The sequence below is a fragment of the Rhizobium bangladeshense genome (genome assembly GCF_001662075.1).
GTDB classification, from domain to species: Bacteria; Pseudomonadota; Alphaproteobacteria; order Rhizobiales; family Rhizobiaceae; genus Rhizobium; species Rhizobium bangladeshense_B.
In genome coordinates this window covers 195,584-213,962 of record NZ_LYPL01000004.1, presented here as the reverse complement: position 1 = coordinate 213,962, position 18,379 = coordinate 195,584, and the positions used below count along the sequence as shown (strand labels likewise).

General features: G+C 57.8%; 16 protein-coding genes and 5 pseudogenes. 10 read left to right on the top strand and 11 right to left on the bottom strand.

The features are described from left to right. Nucleotides 1-2 precede the first annotated feature (2 nt). Entirely contained in the window at nucleotides 3-794 is a 792-nt protein-coding gene (gene attM, locus A7X77_RS10895) for an AttM family quorum-quenching N-acyl homoserine lactonase (protein WP_064682935.1), read from the top strand. A gap of 168 nt (nucleotides 795-962) precedes the next feature. After that, complete coding sequence (locus tag A7X77_RS10890; protein WP_064682934.1) at nucleotides 963-2,138, top strand: E22 family MetX-like putative esterase; 1,176 nt, start codon at nucleotides 963-965, stop codon at nucleotides 2,136-2,138. A 113-nt stretch (nucleotides 2,139-2,251) separates the two neighbouring features. Here the strand turns inward: A7X77_RS10890 and A7X77_RS33910 are convergent, their stop codons facing one another. Beyond that, nucleotides 2,252-2,428, bottom strand: coding sequence for an aldehyde dehydrogenase family protein (locus A7X77_RS33910; RefSeq protein WP_245293735.1), 177 nt, complete (start codon nucleotides 2,426-2,428; stop codon nucleotides 2,252-2,254). Nucleotides 2,429-2,650: 222 nt separating this feature from the next. Here A7X77_RS33910 and A7X77_RS10885 point away from each other — a divergent pair, with 222 nt between their 5' ends. Together A7X77_RS10885 and A7X77_RS10880 are read left to right on the top strand one after the other, a co-directional pair. After that, nucleotides 2,651-3,046, top strand: coding sequence for a MerR family transcriptional regulator (locus A7X77_RS10885; RefSeq protein ID WP_064682933.1), 396 nt, complete (start codon nucleotides 2,651-2,653; stop codon nucleotides 3,044-3,046). A gap of 437 nt (nucleotides 3,047-3,483) precedes the next feature. After that, nucleotides 3,484-4,761 (top strand): 4Fe-4S binding protein, encoded by a 1,278-nt coding sequence (locus tag A7X77_RS10880; RefSeq protein ID WP_064713791.1) that lies wholly within the window; start codon nucleotides 3,484-3,486, stop codon nucleotides 4,759-4,761. 67 nt (nucleotides 4,762-4,828) lie between these two features. Here the strand turns inward: A7X77_RS10880 and A7X77_RS10875 are convergent. The 6 genes and pseudogenes from A7X77_RS10875 to A7X77_RS34205 all read right to left on the bottom strand — a co-directional run. Next, nucleotides 4,829-5,389, bottom strand: a pseudogene (locus A7X77_RS10875) (DDE-type integrase/transposase/recombinase); the annotation flags it as partial. Nucleotides 5,390-5,798: 409 nt separating this feature from the next. Next, nucleotides 5,799-6,905, bottom strand: a complete 1,107-nt coding sequence (phaC, locus tag A7X77_RS10870) for a class III poly(R)-hydroxyalkanoic acid synthase subunit PhaC (RefSeq protein ID WP_064682931.1) — start codon at nucleotides 6,903-6,905, stop codon at nucleotides 5,799-5,801. Continuing rightward, on the bottom strand, nucleotides 6,902-7,438 hold the full coding sequence (locus A7X77_RS10865) for a poly(R)-hydroxyalkanoic acid synthase subunit PhaE (RefSeq protein WP_245293734.1): 537 nt from the start codon (nucleotides 7,436-7,438) through the stop codon (nucleotides 6,902-6,904). The genes phaC and A7X77_RS10865 overlap by 4 nt, the downstream gene beginning before the upstream one ends. Nucleotides 7,439-7,563: 125 nt before the next feature. Next, the gene (locus tag A7X77_RS10860) at nucleotides 7,564-8,745 is read right to left on the bottom strand and encodes an iron-containing alcohol dehydrogenase (RefSeq protein ID WP_064682930.1); all 1,182 of its coding nucleotides are present in this window, start codon (nucleotides 8,743-8,745) and stop codon (nucleotides 7,564-7,566) included. Between the two features lie 99 nt (nucleotides 8,746-8,844). Continuing rightward, on the bottom strand, nucleotides 8,845-9,936 hold the full coding sequence (locus A7X77_RS10855) for a thiamine pyrophosphate-dependent enzyme (protein ID WP_064682929.1): 1,092 nt from the start codon (nucleotides 9,934-9,936) through the stop codon (nucleotides 8,845-8,847). A gap of 2 nt (nucleotides 9,937-9,938) precedes the next feature. Beyond that, nucleotides 9,939-10,394 carry a thiamine pyrophosphate-binding protein gene (locus tag A7X77_RS34205; RefSeq protein ID WP_082928195.1) on the bottom strand — a complete coding sequence of 152 codons (456 nt, stop codon included), beginning with the start codon at nucleotides 10,392-10,394 and terminating at the stop codon, nucleotides 9,939-9,941. Between the two features lie 692 nt (nucleotides 10,395-11,086). Here A7X77_RS34205 and A7X77_RS33465 point away from each other — a divergent pair. Then, a complete protein-coding gene (locus A7X77_RS33465; protein ID WP_064682927.1) occupies nucleotides 11,087-11,371 on the top strand; it encodes a hypothetical protein in 285 nt (94 codons plus the stop codon). Nucleotides 11,372-11,888: 517 nt separating this feature from the next. Here the strand turns inward: A7X77_RS33465 and A7X77_RS10840 are convergent. After that, a pseudogene (locus A7X77_RS10840) lies at nucleotides 11,889-12,280 on the bottom strand (universal stress protein); the annotation flags it as partial. Nucleotides 12,281-12,555: 275 nt separating this feature from the next. On the opposite strand from A7X77_RS10840, the gene A7X77_RS10835 reads away from it, so the two are divergent. Continuing rightward, nucleotides 12,556-12,921, top strand: a complete 366-nt coding sequence (locus A7X77_RS10835; RefSeq protein ID WP_064682926.1) for a hypothetical protein — start codon at nucleotides 12,556-12,558, stop codon at nucleotides 12,919-12,921. Nucleotides 12,922-13,166: 245 nt separating this feature from the next. Here A7X77_RS10835 and A7X77_RS33900 read toward each other — a convergent pair. From A7X77_RS33900 to A7X77_RS32185, 3 genes and pseudogenes are all read right to left on the bottom strand, one after another. Then, nucleotides 13,167-13,250 (bottom strand): annotated as a pseudogene (locus tag A7X77_RS33900) (universal stress protein); the annotation flags it as partial. Nucleotides 13,251-13,633: 383 nt separating this feature from the next. After that, nucleotides 13,634-13,945, bottom strand: coding sequence for a hypothetical protein (locus A7X77_RS33030; protein ID WP_156665855.1), 312 nt, complete (start codon nucleotides 13,943-13,945; stop codon nucleotides 13,634-13,636). A gap of 251 nt (nucleotides 13,946-14,196) precedes the next feature. Continuing rightward, nucleotides 14,197-14,957 (bottom strand): IS5 family transposase gene (locus A7X77_RS32185; RefSeq protein ID WP_156665854.1). Its coding sequence is split into 2 segments (ribosomal slippage): nucleotides 14,197-14,618 and nucleotides 14,618-14,957, totalling 762 coding nucleotides; the frame shifts between segments, so codons are not numbered across the junction. 582 nt (nucleotides 14,958-15,539) lie between these two features. Between A7X77_RS32185 and A7X77_RS33895 the strand changes: the two genes are divergently transcribed. The 4 genes and pseudogenes from A7X77_RS33895 to A7X77_RS33025 form a co-directional block, all read left to right on the top strand. Continuing rightward, nucleotides 15,540-16,127, top strand: coding sequence for a hypothetical protein (locus A7X77_RS33895; protein WP_245293733.1), 588 nt, complete (start codon nucleotides 15,540-15,542; stop codon nucleotides 16,125-16,127). Beyond that, nucleotides 16,078-16,941: a glycoside hydrolase family 28 protein gene (locus A7X77_RS33890; protein WP_245293732.1), complete on the top strand. Its 864-nt coding sequence runs from the start codon at nucleotides 16,078-16,080 to the stop codon at nucleotides 16,939-16,941. The genes A7X77_RS33895 and A7X77_RS33890 overlap by 50 nt, the downstream gene beginning before the upstream one ends. A 34-nt stretch (nucleotides 16,942-16,975) precedes the next feature. Next, nucleotides 16,976-17,302, top strand: a pseudogene (locus A7X77_RS10810) (transposase); the annotation flags it as partial. Nucleotides 17,303-17,388: 86 nt separating this feature from the next. Then, nucleotides 17,389-18,071, top strand: a pseudogene (locus tag A7X77_RS33025) (transposase); the annotation flags it as partial. Nucleotides 18,072-18,379 lie beyond the last annotated feature (308 nt).

Genomic DNA, 18,379 nt, shown 5'->3' with positions numbered 1-18,379 from the left:
ACGTGACGGATATCCGACTCTACATGCTTCAGTCCGGCACCCTGAAATGCAAAGTGCACAACATCAAAATGAATCAGGGAAATGGGGCGGATTACGAAATCCCGGTTCCTTTTTATCTGATCACCCATCCCGACGGCCACACCGTCATCGACGGTGGAAACGCCATTGAAGTCGCGACGGACCCGCGCGGCCACTGGGGTGGTATTTGCGATGTGTACTGGCCGGTGCTTGACAAGGACAAAGGTTGCGTCGATCAGGTCAAAGCTCTCGGCTTCGATCCGGCGGATGTTAAATACGTCGTGCAGTCCCACCTGCATCTCGACCATACCGGCGCGATCGGCCGCTTTCCGAATGCCACGCATATCGTGCAGAGGGCCGAATATGAATATGCCTTCACGCCCGACTGGTTTGCCGATGGCGGCTATATCCGCAAGGATTTCGATCGCCCGGGTCTGAAATGGCAGTTTTTGAACGGCACTCAAGACGATTTTTATGATGTTTATGGCGACGGAACGCTGACGACGATCTTCAGTCCTGGCCATGCGATGGGCCATCAATCCTTTCTCGTCCGCCTTCCCAATAGTGAGCCGCTGCTTTTGACGATCGATGCCGCCTACACACTCGACCATTGGGATGAAAAGGCGCTGCCGGGCTTCCTCGCATCGACGGTGGATACTGTTCGCTCTGTACAGAAGCTGCGCACAATCGCGGAAAGAACGGGGGCAAACGTCGTCACCGGTCACGACCCGGATGCGTGGTCGACCTTCAAGAAGGCACCAGAGTATTACTCTTGAGAAGTCGCTGCGGTCTGGCCGCGACATGATCCTAATGGGGCGAATAAGCCCCTTAGAAGCTGAAAAGTTTTGACCTGGATCAATGTGAAATCCGGTGACCAGGATACGTCTTTGAAAGGCTGAGGCCACCGCTTTGTTTCGTTGGTAATCCCGACCAAGGAGAAGTAAATGCGCCTGAAAGTACTTATCACTGTCGCCATGATGGCCGGCCCGGCATTGGCGTACGAGCCTTTAGTTGAGAAGCGGGAATTTACCCTAAAGAACTTCGTGACACGTGGCGGCAGGACGGTTCCCGAAATGCGGCTGGGGTACGAAACTTATGGCACGCTGAGCGACGCCAAAGATAATGCCATCCTGATTCCGCATTATTTCAGTGGAAACAGTCACGCCGCGGGAAAATACAGGGAGGCGGATGTAAGCGCCGGCTATTGGGATGCGATCATCGGGTCCGGCAAGCCCATCGATACGGACAAATACTTTGTCGTGTCGGTCGACACACCGGTCAATCTCGGTGCCAACGATCCGAACGTCATCACCACCGGACCGGCGACGATCAATCCCAAAACAGGGAAGCCTTGGGGTATGGATTTTCCAATCATGACGATCGGCGATTTCGTTGATACGCAGAAAGGGCTAATGGAGCGACTGGGGATTGAAAAATGGCATGCTGTCATGGGCGCCTCCATGGGAGGGCTGCAAAGCTATGAATGGGCGGCACGCTATCCCGACAAACTGGAGCGAGTGATTCCAGTCATTTCCTCTGGCTGGGCGGATGCGAATCTAATCGCGTGGCTGGACGTCTGGGCGTCGCCTATCAAACTGGATCCAAACTGGAATGGTGGAGATTATTACACAGGCCAGGCGCCAAAAGCAGGGCTGGCTCAAGCCCTGAAGACTTTAACACTGCAGGCAAATTCGGCAGAATGGACCGACGGTACATTTGGGCGGGACTGGGCCATAGAAGGTGCAGATCCCGGGCAGAGTTGGGCGAACGACTACAAGGTCGTCACGAAGCTGAACGAGGCGGGCGCAGCACGCGTTGCCCAGTCAGATGCGAACCATTTCCTTTATCTGGCGCGGGCCAATCAGTTGTTCGTCGCTGGACAGCCCAAAGACAGCTTGTACAAAGGGCTCCTGGATATCGATGTACCGGTGATGCTGATCTATACCGATGAAGACCTGATTTTTCCTGGAAACGCAGTGCGAGAGACAGGAACGATTATCAGATCCGACGGTACGCCGGTCGAATTGGTCGAACTGGAAGGTACGCGAGGGCACATGGACGGCTTGTTGAGCATTGCTCAGGCGGGAGAGCGAATTCGAGCATTCCTTGAAGTCAAATAGGGGGCGGGAGAGCCCTTTTGCTTAAGGCGAGCCAGCGATGATGCCGTCCTCGTGACGCTGTTCGGCCACGCCACCGTGCTCGGGGTGATAAATCAGAAATCAGTGGCCTCCGGCTAGTCCAAGCTAGCCGAGACGGTCCGCTTTACTCTCATCCGCCACGAGACATCATGGAAAACGATGAACACTCCGTTGCCGCCAAGCTCAGCGCAGCGTTTCATGATCTCGTTGGCGCCCTGAAACATCAGGATCTCGCCGACAACGTCCGCACCGGCGAAGGCGAGCTTGCGCACCTTCTCGTTCTCCCTTAGAGCACGACCTTGAAGACACCAGCCTGGAGGCCTGCGCGCTCTGCAAACACTGCGAGCGACGTGCCGAAAGCGGCGTCTCAGCGGCAGGCCTGGAGATCATGGAGCGGCCGGCTGCCATTGCCGGTGTGACCCCAGCCGTCAAGACGCTACCTTGGATCTAAAATTGTTCGTACCCACAAATTGCGCATTAACGAAAGTGCCGAGATGGACCACAAAATTCAAAGCTATCGCATTAAGGAAGCTGCACGCCGCGCGGCGGTTGCTCCATCGACGATTCGGCTTTGGGAGAAGCAGGGTCTCATCACACCGGATCGCTCGGACAAGGGCCACCGGCTGTACAACGATGGCCACTTTGCCCTGTTAAAGACTATCTCATCGCTCAGAAAAGACAGAGGTTTCAACCCGGCGGCGATCCTCGAATTCCTCAAAAATGTGAAACCTTCACCAGACGCGGGCACGCCTCGAGACTCGGGCGATGTCCTTCCGTCAATCAGGAAGCTGAACCAGTGCGAAGAAGAAAACGCCGTGTTGAAACGGAACCTCGCAGATCAGACGATGGAAAACCAAATCTTGCGGGACTTCATTCGGCGAAAACTCTAACGCCTGCTCGGAAGCGGGGTGTGGTGAGGAACATGTGCCGGGATTGGATGTCTCGATCCGGCGTGCCTATGGATTGTGGAACTTCGCTCGGTCCACTGCCGCAAACAATCACTGATCGGCGAAGATGGGTCCAGCATCTCGATCAGGCACGCGCCATGTCAATCGCCTCTGCTCGGATCGTCCCAACGACATCGGCTCGGCGCTGACAAGCCTCAGCAACGCACATCGCGACCTCCTCGCCATCGAAGCGTAGGCGGAATGACAAATTGGGCGCTTAGTGCCCCAACCATCCGCGCTTGCATCGTCCCATCTTACAAAGCGCACAGTCTGAGAATAGGTACTGTCGTCGATACTCGCGAATATACCCTCGCCCGCGAGCTAGAGGTCATCTTAGAGAAGCGGGGTGTTCAATGCTCTCCTCAGTGCCAGAGCGGAAAATGCTGTATGTGCGAAGCCTGTTGCTCCTGGCTTGGCTCACCCTGATCATGTCTCTTTTTTGGGATCCTTATTCGGCTGGGCTGACTGAGCGTGTCAATGGAAGTAGCCCATTCAGCGTAGCTCATCATGCTGTCATCGTGCAGGACGTGGAGCTTCGTGTTGAGCCGTATGCACTCGGCACTTGGGTCTTCTGGACAATCGTGATACCGATCATGCCGTTGTTCCTTATGGTATTTGGACACGAAGCATGGCGCCGCGTGTGTCCCCTGTCGCTCGCCTCCCAAATGCCGGGGCTCGTTGGCCTGCAGCTTTATAGCAGGAAAGTAGAGCGCCGCGCCGGCGACATTCGCAAGACGCCGCCAGTGATCAGCCGGCAGAGTTGGCTTGCCCGCAACAGTTTGTATGTGCAGTTCGGGCTGCTATTCATCGGGATTGTGGCCCGGATCCTCGTCATTAATACGGATCGTAAGGCCATGGCCATCGCGTCGCTGTCGATTATCAGCGCTGCGCTGCTGACCGGTTTTCTGTGGGGCGGTAAGACTTGGTGCAATTATTTCTGTCCGGCGAATATCGTTCAGAAAATCTACACCGCACCTGGAGGTATCCTCGAAAGCCATCCCCATCATTTTCGCCCCAAGCTGCCTCAATCTATGTGCCGGAATGCAAATGCGGAAGGTGACATAGGCGCGTGTGTAGGCTGTGTGGCCAATTGCGGCGACATCGACCTGCAGCGAGCGTATTGGAACGTCGTGCTCGATCCACAATTCCGGAATGTCTACTATATGTTCTTCGGTCTCATAATCGGATTTTATGGGTACTATTATCTCTACGCCGGCAACTGGGGTTATTACTTTTCTGGTGTTTGGACGCATGAAGAGGGTATATGGTCAAAACTGCTTCAACCTGGTTTTTACCTTTTCGGTCAGGCTTGGCGCATGCCAAAGATTTGCGCTGCGCCTCTCACGCTCGCTATCGCCTGCACATCGTCACTTGGCCTGGGCTGCGGACTTGAGAAACTGTACCGCCGGTGGCGCTCACGCGACGCTAGCAGGTCAGAAAAACTGAGTATTCACCACTGTCTCGCTGTCGCCGCATGGTCATCCTTCAATTGCTTCTATCTCTTCGGCGGTCAGCCCAACATCATCCTGCTGCCTGAGCTGGCTCGCCGGATCATCGATATCTCTATTGTCGTATTGAGCACAATTTGGCTGTGCCGCGCCCTTCAGCAAAACCCAGCTCGATACCAGCAGGAAAGCAGGCCGCGAACCGCTGGCTGACGCTGTAGGCAGGCCAGATGTTTAGTCCCGGCATTTGATGGAGCGGATCGAGGGTAAAGCGTTCGGGCTAGGGCTGTGAAGCCGATGCCTTGCAGATGAACTCGTAGAGTGTGAGGCCCTTGAGGGTCTTGAGCCTGCGGCCAAAGTTATAAGCGGCGACGAAGTCGACGAGGTGCTGACGAAGTTGATCGTGGCTTTCACAGTAGAAGCGTCTGACGGTGGCATCCTTGATGGTACGGGTCATCCTCTCGACTTGACCGTTGGTCCACGGATGCTTCGGCTTGGTCGTGCGGTGCTCGATATCGCTGGTGGCGCAGGTGTATTCGAAGGCATGGGCCCGGAAGCGTTCGCCATTGGCGATCGCTTCTTTGATCAGCGGGACAGCCGAGCCGCCAGCGCCGGGTGTGGTGAACTGGATGCCGTTGTCGGTGAGCACGGTGTGGATCTTGTAGGGGACGCCCGCAATCAAGCGTAGGAGGAACTCGCGCGAGACGGCAGTGGTAGCCTTCTCGTGCAGTTCGACGAAGGCAAACTTCGAGGTGCGATCGATGGCGACAAACATGTGCAGCTTGCCCTGTTCGGTGCGCACCTCGGCAATGTCAATGTGGAAGTAGCCGATAGGGTAGCTCCCATGAAGAACCTGGCCCATAGCGCATCCCACACGGAGGCGCAGGGTCATCGCCAATTGCCTCTTTCTAGAGGAATACCGTTCCATGCGTTGTTAACCCGGAAATCGTCCTTCACTTTCGATCAGTGACAGTGAATTTCGTGCATACCAACAGCGCGCGTGGAAGATCATGTCTCTTACACTGACCTTTCCGACAACAGGGTGAAACGGTACTGCCATCTCGCGCGACTCCGGTAGTCCGGAAAGATAATCGAGCCTTCCCGCCTCGATCGCCTTCTGAACGCCTCGGCCGTGGCCCGATTCCCCCGTCCGCGATCAGCGGGATATCCGGAAAGGCATCCCTATCGGCCGAACGGATCGTCCGCGACGGCTTCGCGGCGGAGAAAATCTTGTTTTTCATAGCCATCACCTACCCGTCGCGTGTTTGGAGCCATCCAACTATGCTTTCGGCCACCCTGCCTTGCGACTTCCTCGAGACGAGCAGGCCAATATGCCCGACCGGAAACTGAATCTCTTTGTAGTCGGTGCTGCCGATTTTGCCGCCGAGCGCCTTGGAACAGGTCGGCGGAATGATATGGTCGTTCCGCGCGAAGATGTTGAGCACGGGCATGTTGATCGCGCGGAGGTCGACGATGCGGCCCGACAGCTCGAACCTGCCCTCGGCCAGGCGGTTCTCCTGATAGAGCTCCTTCAGCCATTGCCGGCCGGCTGCGCCAGGGTGATCCGGCCGGTCGGCCAGCCATTTCTCCATGCGCAGGAAGTTCATCAGCCCGTCCTTGTCGTCAAGTTTGCCGAAAAGTTCGCCATTGTACTTGGTTAGCGAGTCCATCGGCCCCATGAGCGAGAAGATTGCGCCCATGAATTCGCCGGGGATGACGCCTAGCGTATCGATGATATGGTCGATATCCTCGGGCGCAAGCGAGCGCGTCCAGGTATTGAGCAATCCGGGATGGGCCGCCGCGTCGTCGATATCGGCGTGGAAGTCGATCGGCGTGACGATCAGAACCAGGTTCTTGACCTTCGCCGGATGGAGCGCCGCAAAGCAGGTGGCGAGGACGCCGCCCTCACAGATCCCGAGTAGCGTAACTCTGTCATGGCCCGTCTCGCGGCAGATTCGTTGCACCGCCTCGTGGATATAGTCGTCGACATAATCGTCCATTGTCAGCCAGCGCTCGCCGCGGCCGGGCTGGCCCCAGTCGATCAGATAGAGGTCGATGCCCTTACCGAGCAGGCCGCGAATCAGCGAGCGGTCGGGCTGGAGGTCCGCAATGGTGTAGCGGCCGATCAGGCCATAGACGATGAGGACCGGCGTCTCGACGGCGCGCTCGGCTGTCGGCTCGTAGCGGAACAGCTCCACCTTGTCCCGACGCATGACGAGCGCCTTCGGCGTCGCTCCGACATCGATATCCTCGTCGCGGATGCCGGCGAGCAAGTCCGCCGCCTTGTGGAACCTGCCTACATTCTCGGCGCGATCCTTCAGGAAGCTTTTGAAGGTGGTGTCGCGGGGTTCGGTCATGACTTATCCCTTTCCTGGTTGTCTGGCGCCACCTCCGCATCTTCGACCGGATCTCGTTGTGTCGCCTTGCAGCCGGCGCGCACCTCCCGCCTGAGTTCCGTGATCTGCCGCGCCAGCTCGTCGAAATCGTGCTGGGTCGGAACGCCGAACAGCCTGCAGACGCTGTCGGCCTTTTCCTGCTGGCGATTGTGCAGGTCCAGCACGGCGCGCAGCAATTCACGCTGCACGGCGAGGAAATCCGGCGAGCGCATGGTGCTGATCAGTTCCTCGTCGGCGATAGCGCACCACGCCTTGAAGCCCTTGCGCCAGTCGAAATCGTTGGCTTCTTCTTCCTTCGGATCAGCGAGCGACGCGCTGTAGCGCTCATATGCCTTGCTCCACGGCACGGAGGTGATGGCGTAGTAGGCCGCTGTGCGTTGGCATACGTCCACCCAGGCCGCCATCAGCGCGTAGACCTGCCGGTTAAGGTTGTCGCCCTGCGCGACGGCAAACAGGCTGCTGTCGGCCGCGCGCGTGGTGAAGAAGGGCATCATTGAGTTGAACCACAATCTTTCGAACGTCACCTGCTTGCTCCATGTTGCCGCGCCACATTTCCGTGATGCGCAGCAGGTTATGAGAGAATTCCGGCCGGTCCTCCGAACTCGGGGCCGTGGCCGGCTCACTCGCCCGCGGCCGGGCCGCGGCCCGCAAGCGCCTTGGCATAGATCGCCCGTGCCTGGTCGTAATCGAGATCACGCGGATTGTTCCCCAGTAGGCGCGTCTGCTTCATCGCATCCTCCGCCAGGCCGGAAAGATCGCCTTCGCCAATTCCGACTGCCGAAAGCGAACTTGGCACTCCGCAATCGCGGCAGAGCGCCCTGATCTCAGCGATGAAGGCAGCAGCGTCCGCGTCCTTGGATTGGCGGCGATAGCCGGGCTGGATAACCTCAGAAAGCTCGGCATAGAGCGCTTCGGCCGCCGGCCGGTTGAACTCCAACACATAAGGCAAGATCAGCGCGTTAGAGAGGCCGTGCGACACATGGAAGAGCGCGCCGATCGGATAGGCGAGCGCGTGCACTGCGGCAACCGGCGAATTGGCAAACGCCATGCCGGCCAGCATGGAGCCGAGCAGCATTTCCGAGCGCGCTTTGAGGTCCGAGCCGTCCGCGTACACCTTCCTGATGTTGGCCGCCAGCAGCGCCAGCGCCTTCAACGCGAGTTGGTCGGAGATCGGGTTCTTCTTGATCTTGCCGGTATAGGCCTCGGTCGCATGCACCATTGCGTCGATGCCCGTCTGCGCGGTGACGTCCGGCGGAAGGCCGAGCGTCAGTACGGGATCGAGGACTGCCCAGTCGGGGATGAGGCGTAGTGAGACTACCGCCTTTTTCTCGTTGGTGGGCGTCGTGACGACGGCGACCGGCGTCACTTCCGATCCGGTACCCGCCGTAGTTGGCACCAGAACCAGTGGCAGCCGCTCGCCGGTGGCAAAGCCGATACCATAGATGTCTTCGAGCTTGTCTGAAGTTTTGGCGAGATAGGCGACGAGCTTTGCCGTATCCAGTGCGCTGCCGCCGCCGATCGACACGACAGCGTCGCAGCCGCGTCCGCGGCAAATTTCTGTTGCGGCTTCGATGCTATGCGACGGCGGGTCGGCGGCTATGCCGTCGAAGACGGTGAGCGCAATGCCGGCTTCGGCAATCGCCGCTTCCGCATCGCGCGTCAGTCCCAACGCCCGCACGTTCTTGTCGGTGACGAGCAGGACATGGGAGGCCTTGTAGTCCTTGAGGAGGCCGGCGATCCTGCTGGATGCGCCTGCCTCGAAAAGGATGTTGAGGGGGGTATGGAAAGCGAATTCCTTCAAGGCTTTAGTCCTTCTGTTTGGCTCTCTCGGGCGGCAGGGCCTGCCGCTTCGAGAAGCGATCCTTGCTGTCGACCGTCCGCCGGGGCTCCCACGGGAGGTTCATTCCGGGTCGCTCTCGCCGGCGAGCAGTCGCTTGTACTTCGAATCATCGACCCGCACTGCGACCACGTGCACCCCACCGCCCTCGAAAGCGGTTTTCAGCGCCGGCACCAGATCGGCCATCGTTTCGACGAGAGTACCCTTGGCGCCATAGGCTTCGGCCCACTTCACAAAATCCGGATTCTCAAACCTAGTGCCATAATTCGGGAAACCTTTGCCCCTTTGCTTCGCTTCGATCATGCCCCAGCCGTCGTTGACCACGATGACAACGACGAGGTTGAGCTTGAGTTCGATGGCCGTCATCAGTTCCTGACCGGCCATCTGAATACCGCCGTCGCCGCAGACCGCCATTACGCGGCGCCGGGGATAGCGCAGCGCGGCCACTATCGCCGAGGGCAGGCCGGCGCCCATGGTCGCGAGCGTGTTGTCGAGCAGCAGTGTCTTGGGGTGATTGGTCCGATATCCGCGGCCGAACGGGATCTTGTATAAGCCATTGTCGAGCGCCACGATGTCTTTTTCCCCCATGACCTTGCGCACGGCGTGCACCAGCCCATCCAGCGTGACCAGTCCCATTTCTTCATCGGCGCCGTCGCAATTAAGGGCGAGGATCCCCTCGCGCAGCGGCAGCAATGCGCCGGCATTTGGCAGCTTACGCTCGAGGCGATCCGCCAGCGCCGTGACTGAAGAGCCGATGTCGCCGATGACTTCGAGGTGCGGCCGATAGGCCTGCGTGAAGGACGCAGGCTGATATGCGATGTGAATGACCTTCGGCCCGCCCTCAAGCATGATGAACGGAGGCTTTTCGCACTTGTCGTAGCCGACCGCGATGATCAGGTCGGCCTTGTCGACGGCGACGTGGACATGGTCACCTTTGGAAAGCGCCGCCGTGCCCATATAGAGGTCGGAGTCCTCGGCCATGACGCCCTTGCCCAGTTGCGAGGCAAAGTAGGGGATGCCGAGGCGACGTGCGATGTCGCGGATTTGGGCAATCGAGTGCTGGTCGAGGCGGCTTGCCGCCCCACCCACCATGATCAGCGGACACTTGGCTGCAAGAATCATTTTCGTCGCGCGATCGAGGGTTTTCGCAATCATGATTAATTCTCCTCACCTTCTTCGGCCGCAATGTCTTCCGGTATCACAACAAACATTTCCACCTGCGCGACGCGGAATGCGTCACTGAGGATCGGCTTCTGGCCGGCGATCATCACCATCGGAAATCCGCCGAGATAGGCATACGCAGCGCCGTTGGGGAGGTTGAGCCCGCCCGGGCCGCAGGTGGCGATGCAGACGCCTGGACGGCCTTTCTTCAGACTTGGAGCAGCCATAATTACTTCCTTTTCGTGTTCGAACCGACCGAGGGATCCCGCGACATCGGACGCGGCTGGTTCCGTCGCAGCCCGGGAACAATTTTCAAGCGCCGTGCCAGTTGAGCTGATTGATGGGGCAGAACGGAAGTTCGCGCTGCCGCAAACACTTAGAGGGATAAAATACCGGACCAAAGAATTATGAGGAGTGTCACGAAGCCGACAAAGTTGACGACAATGTCGCATATATGTCGTGATGTTCCTGAAGAGACAGCAAAGTGTAGGCGCCAAGGCGCAAGCACATGTCGATCGACATGAGCCGCACTTGTTGCAAATGCGGGCAATAGAAAGCGGCGCGGTGCTCTGGCAAATCGTTTGCGGTTAGAAATCTCGCAAGCAGCGTTGTGACCTACCGAGCGCATGCAGCCACCGGCGATATTAAATGGAGCCATTCGGCGGCTCAACGCAAGTCAGCAAACAAGGATGAACCGCTGGTGGAGCGCCCTACCAATTTGTAATTTTCCTTAGCCTTCGAAGTCCAATATGTAGCGCGAAGGACGTTCCAGGAACGCTCCTGAGTGCCCGAAGGGCTCTCAACCATGTTCTGAAATGGAGTAGTCCCGTGGTTGGATCAGACGATGAAGAGGTACCCAAATCTGCGGTGCTTCCGGGGGCGACGATGGTGCATCACGGCCGCCGGAACCAACCGCGCTGCGAAGTAGATCTTCGGTCGTTTATGGCGGATAAACAAACCTCGGAAGGCTGTGTTGCAATCTACCGAGCACATGCAGACAGCCGAGTCGCAAGTCTCACAAAGCTGTCGCACTGTCGACCACCAGCGACGCGGACCCGCACGTAATCCGCTAGTTAATCACCGCGCAATCGGCTTGGCACGACGAATGCTAGGACCGACCGAGGCAAACTGAGAGGATTCGACCATGCCGCAACTGCTGACCATCAACGTGAAAAATTACCAATCCCAAACGCAAAACTTCTACTTCTTCCAGCAGCCGGCGATTTATACCGGCGGCGGGCAACTGGTCGTTTCCGGTACGCCTTATGGCGCCGCCTATTCGGTGACCAAGACGACAGTCCTCCATGGGGCGCAGCAATGGCCGGATGCTCTTCCGAAGATTGGACGTCGCAGGATCAACAATTTCGTCAATCCTCTTGTGAGCACCTTGGAAACCCCGTCGATCGATGCAAGAACGTTGATTTATTAAGTTTTAGATAATCAGACGAACTACCAACGGTTCGAATCCTTTCAAAGCGAGGCACTCTAACCATGGGGAAGGGGCTGGATGACCGCCGAACGCGAACCCAAGGAAAGAACGAGGTCAGCTATCAGCGCCTCGCGCTTTTCCGCGTGAACGGCTGGCCGCCTGCCCAGCCACGCTGATTCTCCAACCTCCCGCTACGTCATTGCCCTGTCTCCAACCCGTCCTATCTCTTACGCGGGACGGTCAGCGAGAGAGGACGCGCATGCCGTTAGACAATGCGAGATTGGCTCCGATGCAGCCGGATGTATCTGTGGAGGATCTGAAGGCGGCTTTGGAACGAGCTGGAAGGAGCCGAGCCTACAAGCGGAAGACTTACGTTGCTAACCGCATGGATGCTGCAGGCATGCACAAGAACGGGAAAGGCGCTCGTGCCGGATTGCCGTCCAACTCGGTTACTTCTCAGGCGGTCCTTTCATACATGCTGCCGGGGCATGACCCGGCAGCATGCCCGATTGTTATCTGCCGCGGGCGAAGCCTCGTCGCTGGAGTCCCAAGCTAGCAGGATCGCCTTTGGAGCAAGCCCGACATTCGTCTTTTTGGGGTTGATCAGCATGGGTGTCGGCGACCGGAACAATCCACCGTCTATAATCCTGCGCCGAAGTTCTTCGTCCCGGGCGGCCTGCGAGCCGATCAGGACGAGATCGGCATAGAGTGCTCGCTCGGCGATATCTTCATCCGCCCAGGCGAATTCGGTGTAGATCTCCTGCACCTCGAAGGAGGTTCCACTCCTTGCAAGCATCGCTTTGATATCGGAAGTCCCTTACCGGCCAAGCGATCGATTTCGCGCCGTCGTTCATCGATCCAGACGGTCGAGATGACCTCGTAGGAACCGATAGGGGGTGCTGCGCCCATCGAAATCAGCATTGCGGTGAGATGGGCGCCGTGAGTTTCGCAAAAGTCGATGGCACCCTTCAGGTCTTCATCGAAGTGATGGTCACGACCAGATCGCCTTTCTTGCTGGAGATAGGCAACCCTAGCCTTTCTCGCTCTCCCACTCGTTGATCTAACGCAAAGCGGGCGATGTTCCCGCCGGCTAGGATGCATAAGGGACGATCGGTGGTTCTGCGCTGCGTGAAAAGAGCGCTCAATGACGAATGATCGAAAGCCGAAGCAACAGGAGAACGACGATGTTGGTTACAGATCGTGACAGCCAGACTGGAGGAGCCCGATTTGCCGTGCCGACGCTCGGTGAAATCGAAGGAAAACTTCTGGTTTCCGAAGTGGTCGCCACCAGCTGCCTTGGACAGCTTTTCGCTCACGCGGATGGCGCCATTATGCCTGCAATCAAACGCCGGATCAGACGGTCGCTCGAGACCCACTGCCAAGCTGAAAAACTCTGCCACGATGATACGGAAGCAGCGGTGGAATATGCTTTTCAACTGGTGGAAGCTGCGGCCGAAGCGGCCGGCAGAAAGACGACTGTCTCATCAAAGCCTGGCGGCTGCGAGACGATTCGTCGGTTGAGGGCGATGCGTGGTCCTTCCGGTCGCTAAAGCATATCGCGCAAAACTGTGCAGCGGTTTTGCGATAACGACATCCGTAAAAACAAAGACCGAAAGCGCGACGAGCGAATCTGAAAGATCGCGACGCGCTTTAGGCTTAGACAGGAGAATCTATACCCAGCATGCATATGTTTCCTGCCTTCGGCTGTTCTCACGGTGCGTGTTCGGAGCCGGCCGCTCCGAGTTCGATCTTTGGACAGCGTCGGCCAACGCCCAATGCGACAGCATGATATTGGGGTAGCACCGCCGAGCGCGAATTCGCGCAGACGCGAATGGCCGAAACCGCCCATGACAAGAAGGTCTGCTCGCAACGTCGCCGCATCGATGATCAGCCACGACGGTGTATTGGCAACGTCAGGAATGGCAACCTCCACACCGCACAGACCGTAAGCGCATGTGGTGCGCAATTGCGACGGCGTTGGCAATCATGAATTTCGAAGTCGCATCCGGATACGTGAGGAGCGGAAGAGGTGTTGCTTCATGCTAATCTCCAGACGGAAAGAGGCGAGACCTGATATTCGCCACAGGCGCCCATTCTCAATGGCGACGGCGTTGATCGATGGCTTGTAGGCCCAATCTCATCGGGCCGGCACTTGCCTTCCAGCCGGCGCAAAGCATGGGCCTTTCAAGCCAGCTAGGTCGCTGGCGTCGTTCACGAACGTGTTATCGAGGCTGCCGTCGCGGCGCTCCAGCTGCAGAGTTTTCACTCCGAAACCCGTCCAACGTTTTCCGGCTTGTTTTTGACATGTTGCCGCCATGCAAGGAGATCATCTGCGCCAATTCGGATGCGCCCATCCGGTTCGACGTCGCCGCGATCATATTTCGCGGACGCAATCCGGCTGAACAGATCGATATTTTCCTGAAGCCGGTTCTCGTCGCAACGTCGTGGCTCTGCGACCTCGAGGAGGGCTCCTTTTTCAATGACGACCATCTGATTTGCGCCGCCCGCATCCATCGCAAGCAACGCTTCGTCGCCGGAAGACTTCATCATTCCACTGATCAGCTTTAATGACATCATCTTATCTCCTGACTGGTTGATCTCCCAGGAAAACCTGCCGCAGGAAAGCTCTTAGACTCCCTCGGCAAGTTGCCTGAAACCATAACCCGGCTCGAAAAGCATACCTTGATCCACATCAACGGAAGTTGGCGTGTCAAACGATTGCAAGGTGAAATATGTGGGAGGGCTGCGGGTTTCCGGCATTATGGCTTGGGATGCTGTATTGGGATGTTCTAGCGTTTTTGACCTAGGCCGTAGTGACGATTTAACTATTTGAGCCAAATAGCGATAGCGGCGAGTTTAACGAAGCCCATGAAGTTTGCGAGCAGCTTGTCGTATCGGGTTGCGACGCGTCTGAACTGTTTGAGCTTGTTGAAGAAGCGTTCGATACGGTTTCGCTCCTTGTAGAGATCGGCATCATAGTGGCGCTGGAGCTTGCGGTTGCGTTTCGGCGGAATGACGACGTCAGCACCGGTTTCAGTGATCTTGTCGCACAGATGATCGGCATCATAGCCCTTGTCGGCAATCGTAGCCGCAGCCTGGATGCCCTCGACGAGATCGTGAGCAAAGGCGATGTCGTTACGCTGTCCGGGAGACGCGATCAGACGAACCGGAAGCCCGAGCGACTCCGTTGCCGCATGGATTTTGGTGCTTAATCCGCCCCGAGACCGGCCCAGGGCCTGGGCATCCGCCCCCCTTTAACCTTACGCGCCCCTGCCGCATGCTGGTGTGCCCGCACGATGGTGCTGTCGATCATCAGCCATTCCAGGTCTGCTTCTCGGGCAAGCATCGCCAGCATCTCATCGAGCACACCCATTTCGATCCAGCGGTAGTAACGTCGTTTCACCGAGCGGTAGTCGCCCAGTCGCTCGGGCAGGTCGCGCCAGCGGCCGCCGGAACGGGCCATCCACAATAGCGCGTCCAGAAACAATCGATTGTTCGAGCGCGGACCACGTTTGCCCCTGGTCCCTCCCGGTACAAAGCCTCTGATCCGTTCCCATTGATCATCCCGAAGGGCATCGCAATCCATCACTGACCTCCAAAAGTCAGCGTTGAATCTGATTTGCTTGCCCTTGGGAATCCCAAGAAGTTAAATCGTCGCTACGGTCTCAACCTCGCAAGCCGGCCCTCACCGGACGCATACATCAAAACTTCGGTCGGGCGGCGAGCTGCTTCCCCACATGCCTGTGGCAATGTGGCTTTCAGAGTGTTAGTCGGTACGGAACTGGGGTACTCGCTGCCTTATCGCGTTGGCGTTCATCGCGGCCAGATGAGGCGCTGACGAGTGCAAAACTGACATGGAGGCTCTTGAATGGCGATGTCGCAAGGGGCGATAATCTGCGGTGGAAAGCAGTGGTTCTTTCACTGATGGTAGAGATGCTCGTCCCCCGCAACTAACTCGCCAACCGTTAAGCCGCAGACAAAGTGACAACGACCTCGCGCTCCATGACGCCGTAAACGATTGCCACAATGAGCGATGATCCGCTTATCAACTTGCCTAGCGCAAGCTGATCCGTTCCCGGCCCCGCCGAAAAGCCTAATAATCAGCCGAGCTGCACCACGCTATGGGACACGATCGAAAGCAGCATGTGCCACTAATTTGAGGACGTCGATGACCACTGAACGCAGGTACGAACTGATATCGTTTTTTCCATCCCCTCTAACAAGTTTCGTCCTCTTTTTCTTCTTGGTGGTAAATGTCATTCCCGCTTGGGCGCAGGATCGCAGGACTGTCTCTGAACCGGCCTTGCCATTACATGTGTGTTCCACGCTGTCGCCGATGATTGCCCCGTTTGGCGGAGATGATCAAGCCGGGACCCGCCGTCTTCAGGCCGCTATCGATCACTGCGCGGTGGGTGAAGCCGTCCATTTGATCGCGGGTGATCGGGGTGGACGTTTTGTCAGCGGACCGCTGACCATTAAGTCCGGCATCACCCTCTGGCTTGAGCACGGTGTGGTGCTCGCGGCGATTGCCGATCCGCGTGCCGATGATCGCGACGGGCGTTGCGGGACGATCGATGACAAAGGCAATGGTTGCCGTCCCTTCATCCTATTTGCCGGAACGCGGGGCGGCGGCATCGTTGGCGACGGAGTGATCGACGGCCAGGGCGGCGCGACTATGTCTGGCCATGGTGAAACTTGGTGGCAGCTTGCCCGTCGCGCTCAGGCGAAGGGGGCGAGCAGAACAATCCCAGACTGATCGAGGTCGATCATGCGAAAGAGATCAGCTTCTACAAGGTGAAGCTGCGCGATTCGCCCAATTTTCACGTCGTGTTAATAGGGTTGAAGGTGCGACTTTTTGGGGAGTACAGATCGACACGCCCGCAGATAGCCGCAACACCGACGGCATTGATCCCGGCGCGTCGCAGGACATCACCATCGCTCACAGCTTCATCCGCACCGGCGACGACAATATCGCGCTCAAGGCAAGGAATGGCCCGACCAGCCATGTTTCGATCGTGGACGTTCATCTGTATTGGGGACACGGCTTGACGATCGGGAGCGAGACGGTCGCAGGTGTCAGTGACATTCTCGTCCGTGATGTGACGCTCGACGGCACGACTTCGGGCCTCAGGATCAAGAGCGACATCAGCCGTGGTGGAACGGTTAGCAATGTGCGCTATGAAAATGTCTGTTTGCGCGGCAATCGAAAGCCGATCGACTTCGATACGCACTATGACGATAAGGCGCAGGGGCGCAGCATCCCCATCTATCGCGACATCGTCTTGCATGACGTCGTGGGAGAGAGCGGAACGCTCGTCATTCGCGGCCAAGACCAGGCGCACGCGCTCGGCGTAAAGTTCGATGGTGTGCGCTTCGGCACGGATGTGACATGGCAGGTCGAGTATGCGAATCTAGCCATTGGACCGGGCGGCGCGGTGCCCCGCCCTCCTGGTCTCGCAGCGCCCGCGGGTGATAGTGTTGTCTCGCCCTGTGACAGGCGCTGGGCTCCGTTTCCGGATTCGCCGGCTGTCAAGCGGAAGACACTGCAACACACGGAAGTACCATCCTGACCGTCGGTGCTGGCGGCGCCTATTCGACTATTCAAGCCAGAGCCTCAAGACCACCGAAAGCGGCGACATCCGGGGCTATGATGCAGGCAAGAAGACCAAGGGCCGCAAGCTCGGACTGATGGTCGGTTTCATGGTACACAGCGCCGACATCCAGGATCGCGACGATGCTCCCGATCTTCTGAAATCCATCCGCCACAGGTGGCCATGGTTGCTGCATGTCTTTGGTGGCTATGCGGGCGGTAAGTTGAAGCGGCGACTGAAGAAGATCGGGCGCTGGACGGTCGAGATCATCAAGCGTTCAGACAAGGCGAAAGGCTTCGAGGTTCTGCCGCGTCGATGGGTGGTCGAACGGACCTTCGCCTAGAGAGCTAGCTCGGGAAATTTGGACAGCACGGATAAGTGGAATTTCTGCCTGACTTCGGCTTAGATGCCGGAACAGGAGATACCATGACGAGACGACCGCGCGGGAACCATAGCCCGGCCTTCAAGGCGAAGGCTGCGCCTGCCGCCATCAGGGGTGAACAGACGCTGGTGGAATTATGCCAGCAGCTCGACGTGCACGCCAATCAAATCAAGCAGTGGAAAGACCAGCTCCTTGAAGGGGTGACAGGCGTTTTCGGCGATGACGCCAAAGCGGAACCGACGGCTCCGACCGTCGATGTCAAAACCCTGCACGCCAAGATTGGGGAGCTGACGCTGGAGAATAATTTTTATCCAGTGCGCTCGGCAAAGCCGGACTGCTGAGCGGAAAGAAAATGATCAACCGCGAGCACAATCGCACAAACTGTCCGTTGTCAGCCAGGCGAAGCTTCTCGGCTTCAGTCGTGGCAGCCTCTATTATTCGCCGCGTCCTGTGTCAGACGGCGATCTGGCCTCGATGCGGCGGATCGATGAACTGCATCTCGCTTACGCGTTTGCCGGGTCGGATGTTGCAAGGGCTTTTGAAGGCAGAAGGGCTTCAGACAGGGCGGCTTCACGTTGTGACAATGATGAAGAAGATGGGCATTGAGGCGATTTACCGTCGTCCCAACACCTCTAAACCGACACCTGGTCACAACGTCTATCCATATCTGCTTAGGAAGCTGGCGGTCACCAGACCCAATCAGGTCTGGGCAATGGATATCAGCTATACTCGACGCCTACATTCACCCCTTGACCGGCAGACGCCGGATCAGGCTTACTTCAACGCGCTGACGCCAATGATGGTGGCGGCATAACCGAGGCGGAAATCCACTTAGCGAAACGCCGCAATCTGTTCAGACAAACCGAACCATCTCTGTTCACGATTCGCTTGTTGAACTGGGACACACACGCCTGATAGTGTCAGGCTACGAAGCCACGGCCCTTCACTTTGAACGCTTCGCTTCCGATCTGAGCGTGTCAACACCGGAGTAAAATCCGGCCAGGCGGCGGAGTAAAACCAGGTCACTAGCGGCGC